The organism is Aristaeella lactis (genome assembly GCF_018118585.1).
GTDB lineage: Bacteria > Bacillota > Clostridia > Christensenellales > Aristaeellaceae > Aristaeella > Aristaeella lactis.
In genome coordinates this window covers 2,659,090-2,679,438 of sequence record NZ_CP069421.1, presented here as the reverse complement: position 1 = coordinate 2,679,438, position 20,349 = coordinate 2,659,090, and the positions used below count along the sequence as shown (strand labels likewise).

Below are 20,349 nucleotides of genomic sequence, written 5' to 3'. Positions count from 1 at the left end.
GGTTTTCCCGGATTGGAATCTGCTCTTTTATGTCATTCCGAACGCCGCATCCCGGCGGCCACGCTTACTTCTGTATCGCTTTATATTCTTTCCTCCTGGAAAGGATCAGCAGCACCATGCACACCATAAATCCAACCGCGCAGATCGGTCCGGCCGTCTTGATCGCTTTCACAATAAACGCACCGGAAAGCAGCGTCGGCGCTTTGTATTTCAGTCCGCTCACAGAAACCGATTTCTCATTGATCTCCCTTGCGGAATAGGCATCCAGCATGGCCGCGAAATCAGCCGCCACAGCGGTCTTCTTGGCAATCAGTCCCTGGATCCTTGTTTCCACCGTTTCGGTCAGTTCTTTCAGTTCGCTCTTGCTCAGCTTTTCCACCGCAGTGGCATCTTCCGATTCGTTCTCCGTTTTCACGGAAGCCGCGCCGGTCATATCATCCAGCCGGGCCTGGTAGAGTGTGATCGTGGCGTTGATCTCCGCGATCTTGTCTGAAACGCTCTTGCGCTTCTCTACCAGCTTGTCATAAGTGTTGGACGTTTCATTGCCTACCTTGCTTAAGTAACCGTTGGCACTGACATAGATGATGCCGTCCTTGTCGAAGCTGTTCACCTGTTCCTCGATCAGCTTCAGTTCTTCCTTCATACTTTCCAGCTGGAATCCCTGGGAGCGGATCTCCATCTCATACCGTTTCTTCAGCCGGTCCTGATCCTTGGAAACCGCGTTCAGGGTAATGGTGGCATCCAGCCGGTTAATGTCGCTTTCCAGGCCCTGGTACCGCACCGCGATATCCCCGAAGCTTTTGCCGTCCAGCAGGAAATCCGGTGCCAGTTCCTGCATTTCCGCCGCAAACCGGCTTTGCTGTCTCACGGTTTCCAGGACAGCCTCCAGTTGCTGGGCATAGTCATATTCAGAAAGGTTGTCGATAGGATCTTTCTTCTCCAGGCTTGCTGTGTAGGTCTTTGCAAAATAGCCGCGGTATGCTGTCAGAATATTGTCCAGCAGTCCGGTCAGCTTACCGGCGGAGATGTTCCGGTCAAAATCGTTAAACAGCGTCACCCCGTACTGAGTCGCGTGATAATCCGTCACAGCCGCCTGACTGCCCGCGCTTGCGTCCAGCAGGGACACATATTGGGTCATCTGCTCTGCGATCCGTTCCGGATATACGCCGGTCACGCGGAGGTTTCCCCTCAGCTGTTCCGCTGTATAGGTTCCCGTCAGTTCAGAGGCTTCCAGTGCCTGTTCCAACACTTCATCCGAAGCCAGGCCGCTCACGTCAAAGGGATAGCCGTTCGGCGCCTTGCCTTCGGCCGCGCCTTCAAAGGAAAACAGAAGGGACGCTGAAGCATAGGTCTGGCTGTTCTCCTTAAAGAACAGCACCGCTGCCAGCGCGGATCCGATCAGGCCGCAGATGATCAGGACAATCAGTGTATTCCGGAGCCAGTGCGTTTTCTTCATGGTAGTCATTTCGCAGCCGCCTCCTTTCCGGTTTCCGTTTCTTTTCTGCTTTTGGAGAACTCAGGCGCAAGCCCGGCCAGGAACCACAGTCCGAAGCCAAGGGCCACAAAGAGCGCCACGAAGATAATGATCTTTTTCACATTGGCCGCGATAAAGCTCTGTTCTTTTCCCTGCGCCGCGCTGTGATCCTCAAACGTCGTGTACATCTGGCTCTCAAACAGCTCTTCCATATGTTCACGAATGTTTTTGTACATGCTCTGTGCGGAGGCGATCGAGCGGGCCAGCTCTTCTTCCACTTCCGCGGTCACATCCGTCCTCGTTTTCGCGTCCAGCCGGAGGATCCGGTCTTCATAGTCCGCGATGGAAGCCTTCAGTTCTGCCGCCTTTTCATAGTTTTCTGTCTGCTGGAGGATCAGGTTGTTATAATACTCTGTCGCCGTTTTGGTAGTCTTGGCTGCGTCGCTTTCCTGCATGGAGATGAACACTTCATCATTCTTGTAGGTTGCCAGCAGCTTTTTCGTCTCGGCAATATTCTCGTTTGTCCTTTCCAGGTCACTTTTCGCCATGCGCAGCATGTACTTCCAGTTGGTCAGCAGCTCCGCCTTGTCCCGGGTGATCGCGTTCTCACTCACCATGGCATACAGGTAATCCACATTTATACTCTTGAAGGTCTGCAGTGTTTCCATCCAGTCCGTCAGGGAGCGGCCCGTCTGCCAGGACCGGTATGCCTTGACCGTATCGGTCTTTGCGTCGCAGTAGCTGTAAAGGTCATCCAGGCCCTTCCGGAGCTGGTCCAGACTGTCCAGCACATCCAGATCCGCCGTGTCGATAATGGAGAAAGCATCTTCCGGCAGCTTCACGTCCGCGTATGTCCGGACCAGATAGTCGTTATACACCGTCAGGATCCGGTCCAGCAGCTGCTTCAGTTCCGCATCCTTCAGCTCAATCTTGACCCTGCTGTCCTCATCGCCGAAACCGTTCGTCAGGGAAACCACAAACCGGTTCTGATATTCCATCTCCGCTGTCTGCAGCTGCCTGTAAGCATCCGCGTTTTTCGCGTCAGCCAGGCCTGCCAGGGCTTCCTTCGTCCGTTGGCTTTCGTCTGTCAGAATTGTACGGATCGCAATATTATCCCGCAGCACCGCAGCGGTAATAGGCTTTGATAGCGTCATACCATCCAGCGCCGTCTGGAGCACATAGGAAGAAGTGATCTGGTTCAGATCCAGTTCTGTTCCGTCCGGCGCGCTCAGATCCGTCACCGGGGCAAATTCCGCTTCCGCCAGGGTCTTCTTCCCCTCCCGGATATCCTCTGCGTCTTCTTTCACAGGTGCTTCATACCTGAGCGTAACCACAGAAGAAACCGTCAGCGGAGTCTTTGTGAGCTGATAAAGCAGCAGCGGCGCGCATACGCCCAACACCAGGCACAGTACCAATACCCAGGCAAAAATGCGCTTTTTCAGCTTCATGTTATGAAACACGTTGCCCAGGTCGATAGAATCCTCTTCCTGGCTGTTCACCACCAGCTGGATCTGCCGGTCATTACCCGCCGGCATCATGTCCAGCCTGTTCTCGTTGTTATCCAATCTACTGTCCCTCACTCTCTGAGCTCTATTCTCAACCAGAACTATGTTTTTTCTAATTGCTTCTGCCAGAAACAAAAAGAAAAGGACCCATTTGTGTTCTGCGCCTTCTCTATTTGTATGATATCAATATATCATATTCTATTACGGAAGGAAAGCACAGTAAAAGAGATGATATAATATACGCTCAAATTGAGTCGTATTATGCATCATATAGTTTTTTCGTATGACATTTTATTTCATCATACTTTTTCAAAATATATAGTTAACAAAAAAATGAATGTAAAAGAATCTGGGTTTTGTCAAGCGCCGCCGCAATCACCTGATCCATATCGTAATACTTGTATTCGCCCAACCGGCCGCCAAATACCACATTCGTTTCTTTATCCGCCAGCTTTTTATATTCCTGATACAGATTGCCGTTCTTCTCGTCATTCACCGGGTAATACGGTTCATCTCCCAGTTTCCACTCAGAGCTGTACTCCCTGCTGATCACAGTTTTCGGCAGGTCATTGCCGTTTTCGTCTTTCCCGAACTCAAACCATTTATGTTCAATAATTCGGGTCCAGGGTGTCTCCGCGTCTGTATAGTTCACCGCGGCATTTCCCTGGAAATTCGGCTTATCCAGCACTTCCGTTTCAAACCGCACAGAACGGTATTCCAGGTTGCCGAGGCAGTATTTGAAATAAGCATCAATAGGCCCGGTATAGATCACCTTTTCAGCCACACCGTCCCACTTTGCCTTGTCTGCCAGATAGTCAACGTTCAGCTGAACTTCAATCCCCTTCAGCATATTTTCAACCATCTTCGTATAACCGCCCACCGGAATGCCCTGGTAAAGCGCGTTAAAGTAGTTGTTATCGAAGGTCAGGCGAACCGGCAGCCGTTTGATAATAAATGCCGGCAGCTCTGTGCACGGCCGCCCCCATTGTTTCTGGGTATAACCCTTGATCAGCTTTTCATAGATATCTGTTCCTACCAGGGAGATAGCCTGCTCCTCCAGGTTCTTCGGTTCCGTGATCCCTGCTTCCTTTCGCTGCTCTTCGATCTTCGCGGCAGCTTCCTCCGGCGTCACCACGCCCCACATTTTATTGAAGGTATACATATTGAAGGGCAGGCTGTACAGTTCTCCGTGGTAATTCGCCACAGGACTGTTGGTAAAGCGGTTGAAAACGGAAAACCGGTTCACATAATCCCAGACCTGCTTATTGTTTGTATGGAAGATATGTGCACCGTATATATGAACATTAATACCTTCCGTCTTCTCGGTATATACGTTTCCCGCAATATGAGAACGCTTGTCGATCACAAGGACAGAATTCCCAGCATCTGTTAATTCCCGGGCAACAGTGGCTCCATAAAGACCAGCGCCAACGATCAGATAATTGTACATTTATTTACCCTCCATTTCTTTAGTTAGCACATTAGTAAACCAATGTCGTATCATGCTTTTTGATTGGTACAAAACCTATAATCACACCCAATAGGAGTATTAACGCTATCAAAGCAATCCTCATGGAATCATTGTAAATTGTTGTTATTTCGGCATCATATACATCCATCATTATATCATTAGGATAATCTGAACCTTCATCAACCCTCAAGACTCCTCTGTATTCATCCACTCCATATGAGTAATGTGTATAGAAAAGAATCGGTTCCTTCTCCGGTTCAGTCTTGCATAGTCTCACATGATAATGATTATAACCGGATATTGTATCGAAAGATACTTTTATGCCATTTCCATTAATCTGATCAGGAGTTATATGAGTGGAAAACAAGCTCACACCTTCATCATTCCAGATGCTTAAATCATATCCCGAACATTCATCTTTTGTCTTTTCTTTGGGTAATCCTGCTTTAAAGAAAAGGGTATTAAACGGCTTTTCTCCATAGAAATCCTGATCCAGTTGACGAGCTTCATATGGATCTATAGCATCACACAGCCGGACATTTGCTGTTGATACCACACTATAAGTATTGACAGGTCTTTCTTCAAGTAGCAGAGTATTCAAATTGGAACAAACAACAGCAAGGAAACACATTAAAGCCAGTCCCATAGTTCGCCTTTGTGTTTTATTAATGATAATATGTTTTTCAACATATCCCTGCGCTTCTGTGATTCCAAACTCCATCGCAACAAGCATAGGAAGCATAAAGGGAATAGAATACCTTGCATTTGCTTCCCAGATTGAATGAAATATGACACCGCCAAAGATAGTAATCAACATGATTAATGTTATCTCTGGCACATTGCGTCTGGATAAAATAAATATACAAGCCAGCAAAACTCCAAGAATCATCAGCATTCGATATGCGCGACTGTTTACCATTGTCAATTGATTTTTGGATCCAAACCCCAGGACATATTCAGAAAACGCATTTCCTTCGCTCATAGATGGCTCTCTGATAAAAAAGCTGCCATCTGCCCAGGTTGTTATCTGCTTCTTGTTCCATAAATTCAGTATTCCAGCGATTCCCAGCGATTCATAGTTCATTCTTGTCTGTTCCAGTGCGTATTGTTTCTTGTCTGTCTTATCTTCAATCTCCAGCATAGCCTCCAGATCTTCGCCATCCCATATACCTTCCCCATGAGAGCCCATCATAAGCCAGAAAGACAAAGGAAGATTCAGATGTTTAATCTTTCCGAAGTGTTTATTTATCTGATAATTGACAAACAGGAAAACAAGGACCATCGCCAGAAAAGCGCAAAGAATCTGAATAACCCTTTCACGACTAATCTTCTTTTTAATAAAAGAAGGTATCCAGACCAGTCCGGCTGCAATCAACGGGAAAACGGCTGTTGGCCGAATCAAATAACCTGCCCCCAACAGCAAACCCTCGGTCAATGCCAGAACAATTCCCATGGATCGTTTTTTCTCTTTTTTCAGGCGTATCGCCGCGTATAATAATCCCATCATAACCGGTAAACTGAATGTCATTGAATATGTCCAGTTCACGATCAGATAAAAATATGGATTCAGCAGACAAACAGTCGCTGTTTTTGCAGCCGCTCTTATACCTTTAGTGTCCTTCACTATAAACCAGGTCAGTACAACCGCAGCAAACAAGAGAACAACATTGAAATGTGTTATAACTCCAACGCAATTACGAATTCCCAGCTTTAATAATATTTTGATTATAAAGCTTTCGAGTAAGATTATGGGATAATTATTTCCAAAGCTGCCAACAAAAGGAATGTATAATAAATCCTCTGTTGCCTCCACGTTCTTTCGGAGATAGAACGCTGTATCCAGCACATCATAAGAATCACTGAATTGTACGACTCTAGCACTGAAACTAACTGCTGTCAGAATACCTGCTGTCAGTCCCATAGCAACCAGCGAAAAAACAAAGCAGCCTTTTTCAGTTTGTTTGTCCAGCCATCGATAAATCTTACAAATGAATAATAACCCAACAAGCAGAAAAGCCAGACCCCACAGAAGCACCCTATTTGTATCATTGGTCATTCCTACGGTTTGAGATCTTAAAATATCAATTGATCCAATGAACACACACACAAAACTAATCAACAGAATAAAAACAAGGGATTTATAAAACCTGTTAACCGAAACCATTATGTAGTTTTTCTTCCTTCCAATATGCCAGTATAAGCACCATACTTATTGTCTTCCGCCGGTATATTCTTCGTATCCCGGATAATGTGCATAACTATCATCAACAGCTATCAATTCCATAAAATTAGCAATCTGCGGGCGTTTATCAATCACCAGGACGGAATTCCCCGCATCAGTTAATTCACGGGCAACTGTAGCTCCATAAAGGCCAGCACCGACAATCAGATAATCGAACATAAAAAGCCTCCATTCATAAGCCTGAAATATCACGTATTGTTTAATCCACAACAACCTTTTTCACTCTGTACACAACATATTTCATGATCACATTTACTGCAAGAATAACCAATGAGACAAATGCCGCACATTCCAGCTGCATTTGGCCCTCAAACTGTGTAATCATCAACGCAAGCGGTTTATTGGCAACAGTAGACAGAAAAGAAACCGCCGATATGGTCATCATACAGTTTACAAAGAAATAACTCATCATTTCCAGGATGGTGCCTCGTGCCTGAGGTAATAATACATCCTTTATAATACTCCATGTGCTGATTCCTAAAGTAGAACCTATATCCTCTAGATTCTCATTAATCTTTCCAAAAGTATTATAAGCCATCAAATAGGGAGATGAAAAAAAGTGCATGGAATTAACAAGGAAAAGCATAGCCATAGTACCATATATAAAGCTTCCTTTAAAAAACATTACATAAGAAAGGCCAAGAACAATACCTGGAATGGCAAGAGATGTTATAGATATCAGATGTAAGATATAGGAAAGGCGTGTCTTCTTTCTTGCTGTCATATAACCATTAAAAACAGCCAGCATTGTTCCCAGCACAGAAACAACTAAAGCAATGATCAATGAATTCCTCAGGTAATTCAAAGCGCCCATATGAATGGCCTGATACATATTGTCCATCGAAAAAAACATACTGATAGGATACTTTTCAACAAAACTCAACACAATGAAAGAACCAATCGGAAGGAACATAAGAACAATAACCACAGAACAAATTGCCCGTGCAATATTATCCCTGATCTGACTTGATTTGATTCCATACGGTTTCCCAACAAATGCGCTGTTTCCTTTATCTCTGTTCATCATATCAAGGATGCAAGCAATCAAAGCCGGTATGAGGAGGATCATGCCAATCACACTTCCCTTGCCGAAATCCAGCATGCCAATTACATCCTGATACATCATTACAGGAAGTGTCATATATTTACCACCAACCATCAGTGGTACACCATAGTCGGTTATGATCATCGTAAATGTTGCAAACACAACAGAAATGAGCGGTTTCCTTAGATAAGGCCATGTGATGGCCTTGAATTTATCAACCTGAGAAAGGCCCATAACAATTGCCGCTTCATATGGTGTACCATCTTCATATCGTAAAATATCATATAACATAAGGTACGCAACAGGAAATGAATACATCACAGATCCTAATACTATACCCCAAAATCCGTAAATACCGCCTTGAATCCCTAATAATCTGGAAAGCCACCCATTTGTCCCCAGAATAATAATTAATCCCATACCATGAGAAATAGATGGGATAAGCATTGGTACAGTAATTAATGTATTAAGAAATGTTTTATGTCGAACATTAGTCCTTGCAACACAAAATGCCAGCAATCCAGCAAGAGCAATGGAAATCAGTGTTGATGTTGAGGATGCAATCAAAGACTGTCGCAATGCCTTAGCGAACTTGCGTGTTGTCATTACAGCCCATACATCAACAGATGCCATATTGGAAAGCATCCTGATCAATGGCAATATAATTGCAAAAAGCCAAAAAATACAAAGAAGAATCTTTAAAGCTGTAGAAGGAGTCCATTTTTTATGCATTTTGTCCTCCTCCATTTTTCCTGGCAAACTGAATCAAAGAATCAATCTTGGTATTTATATTCTTAATTACAAACTTTTTGACATATTCATCTGCCGGATAATCAATAATGTTATGAGGTGTATCCAATTGATGAATATAACCGGCATCCATGACCATAATGCGGTCAGACATTGCAAACGCCTCTTCCTGGTCATGGGTAATATAAATCATTGTGTTGCCAAATTTCTTCTGCAGATCTTTCAGCTCTCCGCGAAGGGCTAATCTGGTATCTACATCCAGTGCAGACATCGGTTCATCAAAAAGAATTACATCCGGGTTTAAAGCGAGTGTCCGTGCAATAGCCACTCTTTGCTGTTGCCCGCCCGAAAGCTGTCTTGGTTTCTTTTCAAGATGTTCTGCTAAACCTACAAGTTCAAGCATTTCTTTTGCTTTTGCAGTTGCTTTCTCTTTATTGTTATATTCAGCTTTTGTTGACGGACTTTTTCGGAGGGCATATTCTACATTTCCCAGCACGGTCATGTTTTCGAATAATGCATAATTCTGAAACACGATACCCATTTTTCGGTAAGCTGAGGGAGTATTGGTTATATCGATACCGTCCTTCAGTATAATGCCCTGATCTGCCGATTCCAATCCAATAAGTATTCTCAGAATTGTGGTCTTACCACAGCCAGATGGACCAAGAATAGACAAAAACTCTCCATCTTTCACAGTAAAGCTGACATTATGCAGGACACCAGTTCCATCAAAAGTCTTTGACAGATTCCTGATTTCAAGTTTATCCATATTCCTGCTCCCATCTGTTTGATTTTCTAAAGCTTTCAGGGAGGAAGGAATACTCCTTCCTCCCTGTTAGTCTATTGATTTTCTGATTAGTATTCCCAATTGTCCAGCAAGCGGCTCTTTTCTTCCGTGGTATTGTTATTCATATCACCATAAGGTATATTTTTCGGATAATTCGCTATATTATTCACTTGATTTACAAAGACTTGTTCAGGATAATACAGCTCCTTATCTTCAAGCACCAACGTGGAATAGAAGAAATCAAACACATCCACAACTGCTTTCCGGTTCTGTTTTCCTTCAGGAATGGCATATCCATATAAGGAATAAGGTGAACCTTCTTCGAAGAACAGTATCTTCAAATTAGCCCCGTCATTAATGGCGGTTACAGCCTGAGCTGTCATTCCGAGTCCTACGGCTGCTTCTCCCTGGACAAGGGCATTCACCGGGCCGGAACCAGAAGAGGTATACTGAAGAATATTCTCATTGAGATTGTCGAAATATTCAAAGGCTTTTTCTTCACCCCAGGCATTGACAAGGTTTTTAACAAACATGTATCCGGTTCCGGAAGATTTGGGACTTGGCATGGAAATAAGACCTTTAAACTCCGGTTTCAGAAGATCCTCATATGAAGTCGGTTCTTCAATTCCCTTTTCTGCCAACACATTCGGATTGACAATTACAGCACCTCCGTTGCGGGTTGCTGCCAGATAGTGAGCGTCCTCAACTTTACAATCATCCACATAGACGGACTGATCATAGGCAGAAACATCTGCAAGATACTGTTTAACCAATCCGGCATAGCTGAAATCCAGATCGTAGAAAATATCCATATCCGTATCGGTGCCTTCCGCAGCCAACTTTGCTGCCAGGTTGCCGGTGGGCATATACTCAATTACGATTTCATAATCAGGAAATGTTTCAGTAAGTCGTTTCATGAAATATTCATTCCGGTATTCCTCCGCGCCGGAATAAATAACGACTTTGTTGCTGCTTGTGTCCAGATTGTCTGCTTGGACAGGGGGCTCAAACTTTATACCGGAAACCGCTGTTTCAGCCATAGAACAGGACATCAATAGGAGTGCTGTCAGAAGTGCAAGCAAGATAGTGACAACTTTTTTCATAGTTTTTCCCTCCGAATGTTTTATATTGCATATGCTTTCCATCCTTACCGCACAGAAAACATATTCAATTCTTTCTGACAATACCGGAAATCATACATCATATGTCTTGTCGATTGTTTTCAGTTCATTAAAGGTATCAATCTCAACAATATCTTCCTCTTTACATTCTCGAACTTCGACCTGATAATGATCCTTTCTGAATACTAATGGCACCTGTTCCCAATATCGATCCTTGCCTCCGGGAGATTGAAAAACATCCTGAATATCCTGTATCAGCCTGTATCCGTCTTTCTCATCCCAATAAGAAAAACCCACCATCTGATAAACATCATCGCCTTCAGCGCTTACAGTTTCTTCGTAAATAATTCCATTCTTTGCACGAACAACCCAATCGTCTGAAAAAGGCTTTTTGATCCCAAGATAATTAGAGGTGTAATGATACTTTTTAATGACCGCCGGATTCGAAAGTAACATATCCGCCTCCAACACATAAGCATTGGGAATGAGATATCTGGCTACAAGAGCGGAACTGATGTTGTTTGCCTCATTATACATAGGATTCTCAATAAACTTAATCATAGGATACTTATAAAGCAGCTGATCAAAAGTCTCTCCAAGATAACCTCTGACAATATATATATCCTGAATATCCGCAGCAAGACAAGCATCAATCAGACGATCTATGATACGAATTCCGTGAACTCTGACCAACGGTTTCGGTGTATTAAAAGTTATGGGAATCATTCTGGTGCCAAAGCCAGCTGCCAGAAAAATTGCCCGCTTTACCTTGTACGGTTCCAAAGCTGAAATACCACTGTTTGTGATAGCGCCATTGCTCACGTAACCTTTTTCATCTAATTCCCGTAAAGCGTCTGCAATCTCTTTTTCTGAATGTGATGTGCTTATCATCTCTGCAGACGAGAATGGTTTACGTTCTCTCGCCATGGTTTCTAATATATCAAACTGTATTCTGGATAAAGCCATCTTATCTCCTGCTTCCCATTAATCTATCTTCTTTTTTTCTGGTTTATACTTGCTATGTCAACGAAGAATCTGATGATATAGTTCATCAATATCTTCAACAGACAACTCCACAGGATTGTTTTTCAGTCTGATTACATTTACCGAATGTGCCAGAATCCGGTACTGTTCCTCAGTAGGCTCTGGAATATCAAACTCCAACGCGTTTATCATGTTTTCCAAATACAAAGCGCCTTCTTCGGGATTCCGACATCCAAGGCATTCCGATATCTGCTGAAAAACATCCCTGAGATAACCTTTTCCTCGTGGATCAACTGTTTTATCCAGATGCTTCAGCATATAAGGGAAAATCTTCCTAAGGCAAATAGCCACAGCATGTCCGTGCGCTAATCCGAAAAGACTGGTAAGTTTATAACTCATGGCATGAGCACTGGTAGTCTGGGAAATATTGATGGCTTTACCCGCCAGATAAGCTGCCTCCATCATCCCGCGATTGCCTTGCTTTTCATTGTTTAGATAAGCATCTTTATACTTAATCACAAGTTCAATCGCGGAGTGAGCATATTTACTGCTTTCTTCTGTACTGTTTATAGACCAGCTGCTTTCAATCGCATGACAGAGCGCATCCATCATGGTAGCCTTTCTCTGATACAATGGCAGGGAATCAAGCAAAGATACATCAAATAAAGTCAAAGCAGGAATACAACTTGAATCCGTAATGGAAAGTTTTTCTCCTTTCCGGTAAACAACCGCAAATCTCGTCGCCTCTGAACCCGTTCCAGCTGTTGTAGGAATGGCAATCAGCGGAATCTCATTGGGCACAATTTTCTGGTCCAGAAAATCCTCGTCATCCTTCATGTTAGCAAACAGTTTAATGCATTTGGCAACATCCATTGCGCTTCCGCCGCCAATAGCAATAATGCCGTCACAGCCTGATTCCTTAAAAAGCCGAACACCGTTAACCACAGATTCGTAAGCGGGATTGGGTTTGAAATCGCTGAAGTAGACGATTTGTGTGTTAAGCCTGTGAGGTAGTTGATAAAAGTATTCTTTCAGAGGAAAACGATTCAGAGAAGCACCATGAACCAGCATAATTTTATGTAATTCTTTACCGCGGATATATCCGTCCAGTTCTGCATAATTCGGCGATGCTTCCAAAACACGATGGTTTGCATAAAGACTATTTTCAATTTTACGATCGATGAACTCATATTTTTCATCATGTGTATAAGGATACTCAACAAGTTTTCCGCCATAGGTAGACAGAATGGCAATTACTTCCTCACGGATTTCTTTCTGATATCCCGTTTTCCAGTCGTCCCCGTGCACAACAATGTCTGGTTTTAGCTTAAGAAGATTCTTCTTATATGAAAGTGTGTCCTGATCCACAACCCGACTGACACCGACAATATTGCTCATCATTTCTTTACGATCCTCTGCTGAAAGAACAGAAGCCCGCCTGTATTGGGATATAGCCTCATCTGAAAGAATACCTACCGTTAGCTTTCCCAATTTACGAGCCTTTTTGATCAGGCTCATATGACCCGCATGAATAATATCGGTGGCGAAACACATATATACGCTGCGGTTTTTAATTTCCTGCAGACGATTTTTCATCACTGCCAGATCTTCCGCTGTATCCACCTCACCGCAGAGCATGTCCTTGCAATCATAAGGATAAATGCAGCAGTTCTCAGACACCTCATTGAAGGCATTTTCAGCATAACAGGATGTATTTCCTGATTCACAGTATTCAATTATCTTATCCAGCCAAATCTGCCAATCCTTTCTGTCCAGTTTGTATAAAGGCTGAGCAGCCTCAGCGTCATTATAAAACTCAATACCAACTTTCGTTATTTTACCGTTTTTTATAACAGCCTTGAAATCCTTTTCCGGAAGCGCAACTGTTGAACTAACGGCCATACAGCTTCCTTTATTGGCCAGAATATTTTCCAGAATCTCGCTGTCAACTACCAGATCTCCATGCATAAGCAGAATATCATCATCCAGATATTCCCTTGCCAGATAGATCGAATAGATATAATTGGTATCTGCGAAACGGGGATTATTGCAATAGATAATATTAATCGGCAAATCCAAAGACTCACAATAGTTTACCAGAACCTGCTCAAACCGGCCGGTTGTCATAACTACTTCACGTATTCCCGCCTCATATAATTGATTGAGCTGTCTGCTGAGTAAAGTTTCCTGAGGAGAGATTTCGGTCATACATTTCGGATGTTCTGAAGCAAGAACACCCATTCGTGTTCCCATGCCTGAATTCAGAATCAACGCTTTCATTGCCAAACCTCGCTTATATTTTCTTTTACTCTACTTATTATGATTTACAAAGTGGATAAATAAGTCATAAAGTTCTGCTTATTTTCCCGTGCTGTTGTTGTCGGCCTTCCCAGATCCTCTCTTGCCCCGATAGAGCAGGCTACTTCAATCATGCTTAGTTCATTGCGTTCTTTTGCTGCTTGCAGTTCTTTATCAAGCTTTTCAAAACTATCCACCCTTACAGCATACGGATAACCGCAGGCCTTCGCAATACCCACCAGGTCAACACTGCCTGCCACTGTGGGCATTCCTCCGACAGTTTCATGGGCACCATTATTGATGACCACATGCACAAGATTCTTCGGTTTGTTTACCCCCATGACTGCCATAGCACCCATATGCATCAATACAGCGCCGTCACCGTCCACACACCAGATCTTCTGTTCCGGCTTGTTGATAGCTACTCCCAATGCAATAGAGGAACTATGGCCCATGGAACCAACCGTCAGGAAATCATATTTATGGCTCTGTCCGTTCGCTACTCTCGTTTCAAACAATTCCCGACTGGCTTTGCCCGTAGTGCTGACAATCGGATCTTCTCCGCTCGCCTTAACAATATGCTGGATAATCTTCTCTCGCACCATGGTATTGTTGTTTTTGTATTCCACTTTAGGTGCATTCGTCAGAGCACCCTTCCGAATTACAAAAGCAACATCCTTGCCGGTTGCCAGAACGGCCCTGAAGCTTTCCATTGCCTCCTCCACTTCTTCATCCGTGGTATCCTTCCCAATGATGAAGGTAGCAATATCCATATCCTCCAGGAGCTTGACCGTTACTTCGCCCTGATAAATATGCTGCGGTTCATCATGAATTCCGGGTTCGCCGCGCCAGCCCACAATAAAAACCACAGGAATAGCGTATACCTTGTCGTTCAGCAAACTTGCCACCGGATTGATGATATTACCCTCTCCGGAATTCTGCATATAGACAACCGAAACTTTTCCGGTCGCCAGATGATATCCGGCCGCCAGTGCAGTACAGTTGCCCTCATTTGCGGCAATGATATGATGCTTTGGATCTATACCATAGGTTGCCATCAGATAATTGCACAGTGCTTTGAGCTGGCTGTCCGGAACACCGGTATAGAAATCAGAACCAATAATTTTAATCAATTTATCAACGTTCATATTATTCTTCCAACTCCCAGACTTTCTAGTGTTTTGAATTCATTCAGATATTATTGCCCCAACTGTGGTTTTATAATCCTTTCAATAATAAATCTGGCAACATCCTCAATATCCTCAAATGCGACTTTTTTGGGAAGTTCCACTCCGAAAGCCTTTTTGGCTTTGGCAATCAATTGTTCTGTATAAAAAAGTGTTCCATCCCTGACATCTTCCACGCCATCCAAAAACATGGATGCTCTGTTGGCTCTGTTCATTTCATCAAATGTGAAGACAGATTCATCTATCCAGGCATCTGTCTTTCCATCCCGGCAACCAATCAATACAGGATAACCACCGATTTCACCAAAGACACCAGGAGAAAAAATTCTCTCTTCTTTTCCGGTGCGGATGGCTGATATGATTGCATCAATAATCCGGTAATTACTCGAGGCGTTCATCATGTTCCGCTGTGCATCTACAGGCATCGGAATTTTACAGCGGCTGTAGATCTGCTGATGATCCAATGTCTTTTCTTCTCCGTGGTAATAAATCTTCAGCGGCAACTCCACCCCCTCCGTCTGGCCTTCCTTGCTGATACATACATCATGGAAATGGCCTGCAGCAAAAGCAACATCTATATTCCAGAAGTCCTTCACATCAAGCATTTGGGCTGCGGCAAATTTAATACGAGGGATCAGATGATTCAGATTCCCGGAACCAAAGTCCGGATATGCTTTACCCGCGCTTTTCAACCATGGAATAACAGCATCAGAATATGATGTATTGATTACAATAGCATCAGAGTCTGCTTTATTGCAGGCTTCCATAACATTTTTCGTAAAGCGGATAGAAAGAGGCGTCCAGATTCCGTAAGCACGTACATTGGTCCAGCTGATACTTCCGTATTTCAATCCCGGATAAGCTCGGCTTGAATTCACAATAAAATCCGGCTTTTGCTTTTCTATGGCTGCCTGAATAGAAGCAATATCCTCAAGATCCACACCATCCTGGATATCAACTCTTGTTTTGTTCCGACCACGAATCAGAGCAGCAACCCGAACTATATTCACGTTCTGCTCCATTTTGTCACGGTTCCGTCCGACAACAACTACTCTGATAGCTTCATCGTTGCTTCCCACAAGATAATCCAGCAAATATGTACCAACGCTTCCCAGTCCAATAATCATCACGGTTATAGCCTGGCTTTTGATATTTCTCTCAACCGTTGCCAGCCTTGTCTGCAATGCCTTCATTATTTTTTCCTCCAGCCTTCCAAGATTTTATTGTAATCTTCTCTGGTATTACAGTTAGTCCATCTTTCCAGCTTAACCAAGCTGATAGTATCCGAAGGCACGCTGTCTATGTATTGCTGAATAATCCATAGATTTGTGCCATCTTTTTTCATGCTGAAAAACAATTCATTGGCTTTTTTAAGCGCTTCCATATTATCAAATTTCCAGGCTTGGCCAGAGTTTAAAATACAGGAAAAGGCATTATCAATACGCAGCAACCCATGGACACTGTTGAATGCATACTGAAAACGATCCTCCTCATTTTTATACAAAACAACTGCCTTGTTAGCATAAATCGGTTCAGTTGTGTACGTTAATACTGTATGTTCTGCATCCACAATCTTTTTAAAGGACTCGTCATCGATATCCAGATCACCTTCTACAAAAAGCAGCTCATCTGCACCAAGATCCAACGCTTTGTTAATTCCAAGATAAAGGCTATAACCGGAAGCAAGATCCGCATAGTGATCATTCCGGACGAGAACAAGCTGCGGAAAGCTTTTCTGCAGATTCACAGATACAAAGCTTTGCAGCTGATCAAACATATATCCTCCAACAATAATGATCCGATCAGCAAAAGCACATTTTTCAATCAAGTGAACCAAAAGTGTGTCTTGTGGATTATGTTCATTATAGATTGCCTTAAGTATTTTCTGCTCTTCGGGAATTCCTTCATTGAATCTGCTGGATATTCCGGCCACAGTAATAATTGCTGCTCTCATAATCAGTTCTCCGCCAGATAGTTTTCAATGCATTCATTCAGACCCTTCTCCAGATCAACCTGAGGTTTCCAGCCCGTTCTCTCACGAATCTTCCTGGTAGACAGCAACCTTCTTTCCGGATCAGATTCCCGATAACCGCTGAATTCAATCTTCGGATTTTCTATTCCCATCTTCTTTGCACACAGCCGTGCCAGATCAATAATGGAAATCTCCTCATCCGTAGCCACATTATAAACTGTCCCGTCCAATGCACTGTTCGTTCCTGCCAGAGCAAGGACGGCACTACAGCTATCATAATTATTTAGAAAAGTCCTGCGGTTCTTTCTGCTGTTTTCAAGCAGAACTACTTTCCCTTCATTTTTAAAGCTGTTAATAATGAAAGGAATAATATGTTTGGGAAATCTTTCATTCCGGCTATAAACATTTGCAAAGCGGATAGAGCAGCCCAGAATCTTTCCGGTATCCACCGCATCTTTGATGAAAAACTCTGTCAACAGTTTACCTGTAGCATAACTGGTCCTCTGGCTATGTTCTGCAACTGCCATGGTAAGATAATCGTTTTCTTTCACACCGCCGTCTTCATTCCAGGAATTCATGGAATAAACCTCCGAAGTCGAACAGTTGATAAATTTATGTGCTCCGACTCGGATGGCCTGCTGAAGAAATGCGTTCATTCCTTCAACGTTGGTCTCAAAGGTTTCATAAACATGATAGAAATGTTCAGTATGAACAACAGCAGCACAATTGATATAAATTACTTCATCATATTGGCTCTTCTGTGCTTTTACAATCTTTTCAATCTCCGCCATCTGCTGTTTATTGTTCAGATCATATTCAAAAAATATAAACCGCTCGTCATCAATATGGTCACTGACCGTCTCAATTGAGGATGCATAGAAATTATCAAAACCGATCACCTTATCCTTGGATCCATCCACCAGAATCTGACGCACAAGTTCATTACCTGTCATCCCTGTTACACCACTAATTACATACAGTTTCATTTTTCTGTTCTCCTTCCGATGCCCTTTCAGGCGCTTATTTATTTAACATATTAAAAACGGATTTTTGAAAATGATACTTTGGGAATACGTTTTTCCTCCGGCGGTGGTGTCATATAGTCATCATACATGTATTTCATGGCAGCATCATAATCTCTCATTCCTCGAAGCACAGTATCTTCAAAAGGATAATCAATGAGATCTGTATACCATTTTCTTGGCATTCCAAAACGGGTTTTCAGTGTGTTTTTTACATAAAGCTTTCCAAATGACGGATACATAAGCAGTCTTACCCTTTCCGGGTTTTTCTCGTTATACTTTTTGATCATTTTGTTTAAATGCTGATAGATTTTTTCTACGGGAATATGAGAAACACATTTATACCATATTTTCAGCAATCCTTTAGCAGTTTCCTTGCCGACCCGGGCCCACAGCATTTTACGAACAAAAAAACAATGGATATCCTGCATAATCTGTCCAACCGTGCTTCGCGGAATTCCATCCAGCGGAAATATATCAATATATACTCCGTTTTTGCAATTAATATGTTCCTGCCCTGAACGGATATGACATGTTCCTGTTTTACGGATTTTCCCATAACCCCAAAGATATCCCGGATCCGTATTATGATCCTGAAAAAAACATATATCCGGATCCATCTGATTCGCTACTTTACGGAACTTCTCATAGTCTTCCCGCAACATGGAAATATCCGCATCATCATCCCACGGAATGAATCCCTTATGTCTGACAGCTCCCAGAAGGGTGCCGCAACTGATGGTATAATTTATTTGGTTTTTCCGGCATATCCGATCAAATTCCTTCAGGATACATAATTCGACCAGCTGCAGCCTTCTAAATTCCTCCTGGGATAAAGGCGCATCATTTTCCTTATCCACATAGATTCTGCTAAAATCAGTCAGCATTCCTTCCATACTTATACTCCAGTTTCAAGTCTTGTCCTGTAAAACGAATCAACACTATCATCATACAGTGCCATTGCTGATACAACATCATATTTTACTGCTATAAGACTGACAGAAAAAGTATCGGTATCCAGAATGGCATATTGTGCAGCGGGATTGTGATTTCTTGGCTGTCCTACCGACCCCGGATTGATAAATATAACCGCATGCTTGTTCCTGTGTACCGGGTCCTCGTTGTCATAGAACTCTGTTAATACATGGGGATAATGAGAATGGCCGGACAGCACAATGTCATATTCCCTGTAATCCCCGCGCAGATTACCGGGCATAATCGCTTTCCAGTAGGGATTATCAAGCGATCCATGAATCGCCAGAGCTTTTTTATTATCCAGACTGAATTCGCAGAAACCATCATGAATCAGTTCCCGGTTCAAATAATCAGTCGTTTCAGTGGTAAGTAAAGAGGCGGTATGTTTAGCACAGTCCACCCCGCGTTGGCTGGAAAAGCCATTGAAATTTGAAGTCAAAATGGCTTTTTCATGATTCCCCCATATACTGCATACAAGAGGATAATGAAAATGGTTCATAATATAAGCAACCACTTCATTTGACTGCATGCCATAGTCAATCAGATCACCCAAAAGAATCGCCTGATCAATACAGCGTGAGTCCATATCTTGTACAACTTTCTCCAGTGCGTATAAATTTCCGTGTATATCTGACAGGATTGCTATTCTGCTCATTTAAAACTCCCAGATTGACGCAGGGGCTTTTCCAATCCGTTTCTCCTCCGGAGGAAGAGCCATGTAATCTCCATAACGTGATATCAGGTATTGATCATAGTTTTTCGTTCCATACAGTTTATGCCCTTCAAAGTCCATTTCTATCACATCCAGGTACCATTCTTTGGGACTGCCATATCGGGTAGACACACTATTTTTCCCGGAATATAACTTCCGTTCTTTTCCACCTGATGGCAACATCAGTACCCGAACAAGATTTGGACTTTTATTTGAACTTCTCGCAGCCATTTTACCAATACGTTTAAACACGAATTCCGGATTAATCCTTGACAGCATTTTATACATTATCCTCTCAAGGATTGGATTTTTCGTATCATCTTTCCCGATGTTGGACCAGAGAATCTTTCTGAGACAAAAGCAATAAAAATCCATAATCATCTGACCGGGAACCGACTTGGGGATATCATCACAGGGCATAATATCCACATAAACCCCAGTTCTGAACTTCTGTTTTTCCTGGCCGGGCCGGATATATGTCGTTCCTGTCCTTCGAAGTTTTCCGTATCCCCATATGTATTCTTTTTCAGTATCATGATCCTGAAAAAAACATATTTCAGGGTTCAATTCATGGGATACTCTCCTGAACTTTTCATACTCTTCCCGTAGCATTGCTACATCTGCATCGTCATCCCAGGGTATATATCCCTTATGTCTGACAGCACCCAGAAGTGTTCCGCTTGTTATAGTATATCGGATATTATGTTTCCGACAGATTCTGTCCATCTCAACCAACATATCCAATTCCAGCAGCTGCATTCTACGGAAATCTTCACCGGTTATAACCCCTGTGCCTTTTTTCAT

The 20,349-nt window shown here is 43.0% G+C and carries 17 protein-coding genes; all 17 read right to left on the bottom strand.

Annotation, left to right across the window (positions count from 1 at the left end):
- Positions 1–64: 64 nt before the first annotated feature.
- The 17 genes from JYE50_RS12260 to JYE50_RS12180 all read right to left on the bottom strand — a co-directional run bounded on the left by JYE50_RS12260 (position 65) and on the right by JYE50_RS12180 (position 20,349).
- Positions 65–1,465: a hypothetical protein gene (locus JYE50_RS12260; RefSeq protein ID WP_084096301.1), complete on the bottom strand. Its 1,401-nt coding sequence runs from the start codon at positions 1,463–1,465 to the stop codon at positions 65–67.
- The gene (locus JYE50_RS12255; protein WP_084096300.1) at positions 1,462–3,039 is read right to left on the bottom strand and encodes a hypothetical protein; all 1,578 of its coding nucleotides are present in this window, start codon (positions 3,037–3,039) and stop codon (positions 1,462–1,464) included. The genes JYE50_RS12260 and JYE50_RS12255 overlap by 4 nt, the downstream gene beginning before the upstream one ends.
- 262 nt (positions 3,040–3,301) lie before the next feature.
- Positions 3,302–4,429: a UDP-galactopyranose mutase gene (gene glf / locus JYE50_RS12250; protein WP_084096299.1), complete on the bottom strand. Its 1,128-nt coding sequence runs from the start codon at positions 4,427–4,429 to the stop codon at positions 3,302–3,304.
- Between the two features lie 31 nt (positions 4,430–4,460).
- Complete coding sequence (locus JYE50_RS12245) at positions 4,461–6,614, bottom strand: glycosyltransferase-like membrane protein (RefSeq protein ID WP_084096298.1); 2,154 nt, start codon at positions 6,612–6,614, stop codon at positions 4,461–4,463.
- 45 nt (positions 6,615–6,659) lie between these two features.
- Complete coding sequence (locus JYE50_RS15580) at positions 6,660–6,851, bottom strand: NAD(P)-binding protein (protein ID WP_084096297.1); 192 nt, start codon at positions 6,849–6,851, stop codon at positions 6,660–6,662.
- Positions 6,852–6,891: 40 nt separating this feature from the next.
- The gene (locus JYE50_RS12235; RefSeq protein WP_084096296.1) at positions 6,892–8,469 is read right to left on the bottom strand and encodes an ABC transporter permease; all 1,578 of its coding nucleotides are present in this window, start codon (positions 8,467–8,469) and stop codon (positions 6,892–6,894) included.
- Positions 8,462–9,256, bottom strand: a complete 795-nt coding sequence (locus JYE50_RS12230; protein ID WP_084096295.1) for an ABC transporter ATP-binding protein — start codon at positions 9,254–9,256, stop codon at positions 8,462–8,464. The genes JYE50_RS12235 and JYE50_RS12230 overlap by 8 nt, the downstream gene beginning before the upstream one ends.
- Positions 9,257–9,342: 86 nt before the next feature.
- Positions 9,343–10,377 (bottom strand): extracellular solute-binding protein, encoded by a 1,035-nt coding sequence (locus JYE50_RS12225; RefSeq protein ID WP_179138370.1) that lies wholly within the window; start codon positions 10,375–10,377, stop codon positions 9,343–9,345.
- 90 nt (positions 10,378–10,467) lie between these two features.
- Positions 10,468–11,361 carry a phosphocholine cytidylyltransferase family protein gene (locus JYE50_RS12220; RefSeq protein WP_084096293.1) on the bottom strand — a complete coding sequence of 298 codons (894 nt, stop codon included), beginning with the start codon at positions 11,359–11,361 and terminating at the stop codon, positions 10,468–10,470.
- Positions 11,362–11,418: 57 nt separating this feature from the next.
- Positions 11,419–13,659, bottom strand: coding sequence for an iron-containing alcohol dehydrogenase (locus JYE50_RS12215; RefSeq protein WP_084096292.1), 2,241 nt, complete (start codon positions 13,657–13,659; stop codon positions 11,419–11,421).
- 44 nt (positions 13,660–13,703) lie between these two features.
- Entirely contained in the window at positions 13,704–14,825 is a 1,122-nt protein-coding gene (gene aepY, locus JYE50_RS12210) for a phosphonopyruvate decarboxylase (protein ID WP_084096291.1), read from the bottom strand.
- 50 nt (positions 14,826–14,875) lie between these two features.
- Complete coding sequence (locus tag JYE50_RS12205; protein ID WP_084096290.1) at positions 14,876–16,057, bottom strand: saccharopine dehydrogenase NADP-binding domain-containing protein; 1,182 nt, start codon at positions 16,055–16,057, stop codon at positions 14,876–14,878.
- Positions 16,057–16,818 (bottom strand): DUF6564 domain-containing protein, encoded by a 762-nt coding sequence (locus tag JYE50_RS12200; protein ID WP_084096289.1) that lies wholly within the window; start codon positions 16,816–16,818, stop codon positions 16,057–16,059. Before JYE50_RS12200 ends, JYE50_RS12205 begins: the two co-directional genes overlap by 1 nt.
- A 2-nt stretch (positions 16,819–16,820) precedes the next feature.
- Entirely contained in the window at positions 16,821–17,822 is a 1,002-nt protein-coding gene (locus JYE50_RS12195; protein ID WP_084096288.1) for an NAD-dependent epimerase/dehydratase family protein, read from the bottom strand.
- Positions 17,823–17,872: 50 nt separating this feature from the next.
- Positions 17,873–18,754 (bottom strand): LicD family protein, encoded by an 882-nt coding sequence (locus JYE50_RS12190; RefSeq protein ID WP_283399231.1) that lies wholly within the window; start codon positions 18,752–18,754, stop codon positions 17,873–17,875.
- A gap of 2 nt (positions 18,755–18,756) precedes the next feature.
- Positions 18,757–19,488, bottom strand: coding sequence for a metallophosphoesterase family protein (locus tag JYE50_RS12185; protein ID WP_084096287.1), 732 nt, complete (start codon positions 19,486–19,488; stop codon positions 18,757–18,759).
- Complete coding sequence (locus JYE50_RS12180; RefSeq protein WP_084096286.1) at positions 19,489–20,349, bottom strand: LicD family protein; 861 nt, start codon at positions 20,347–20,349, stop codon at positions 19,489–19,491.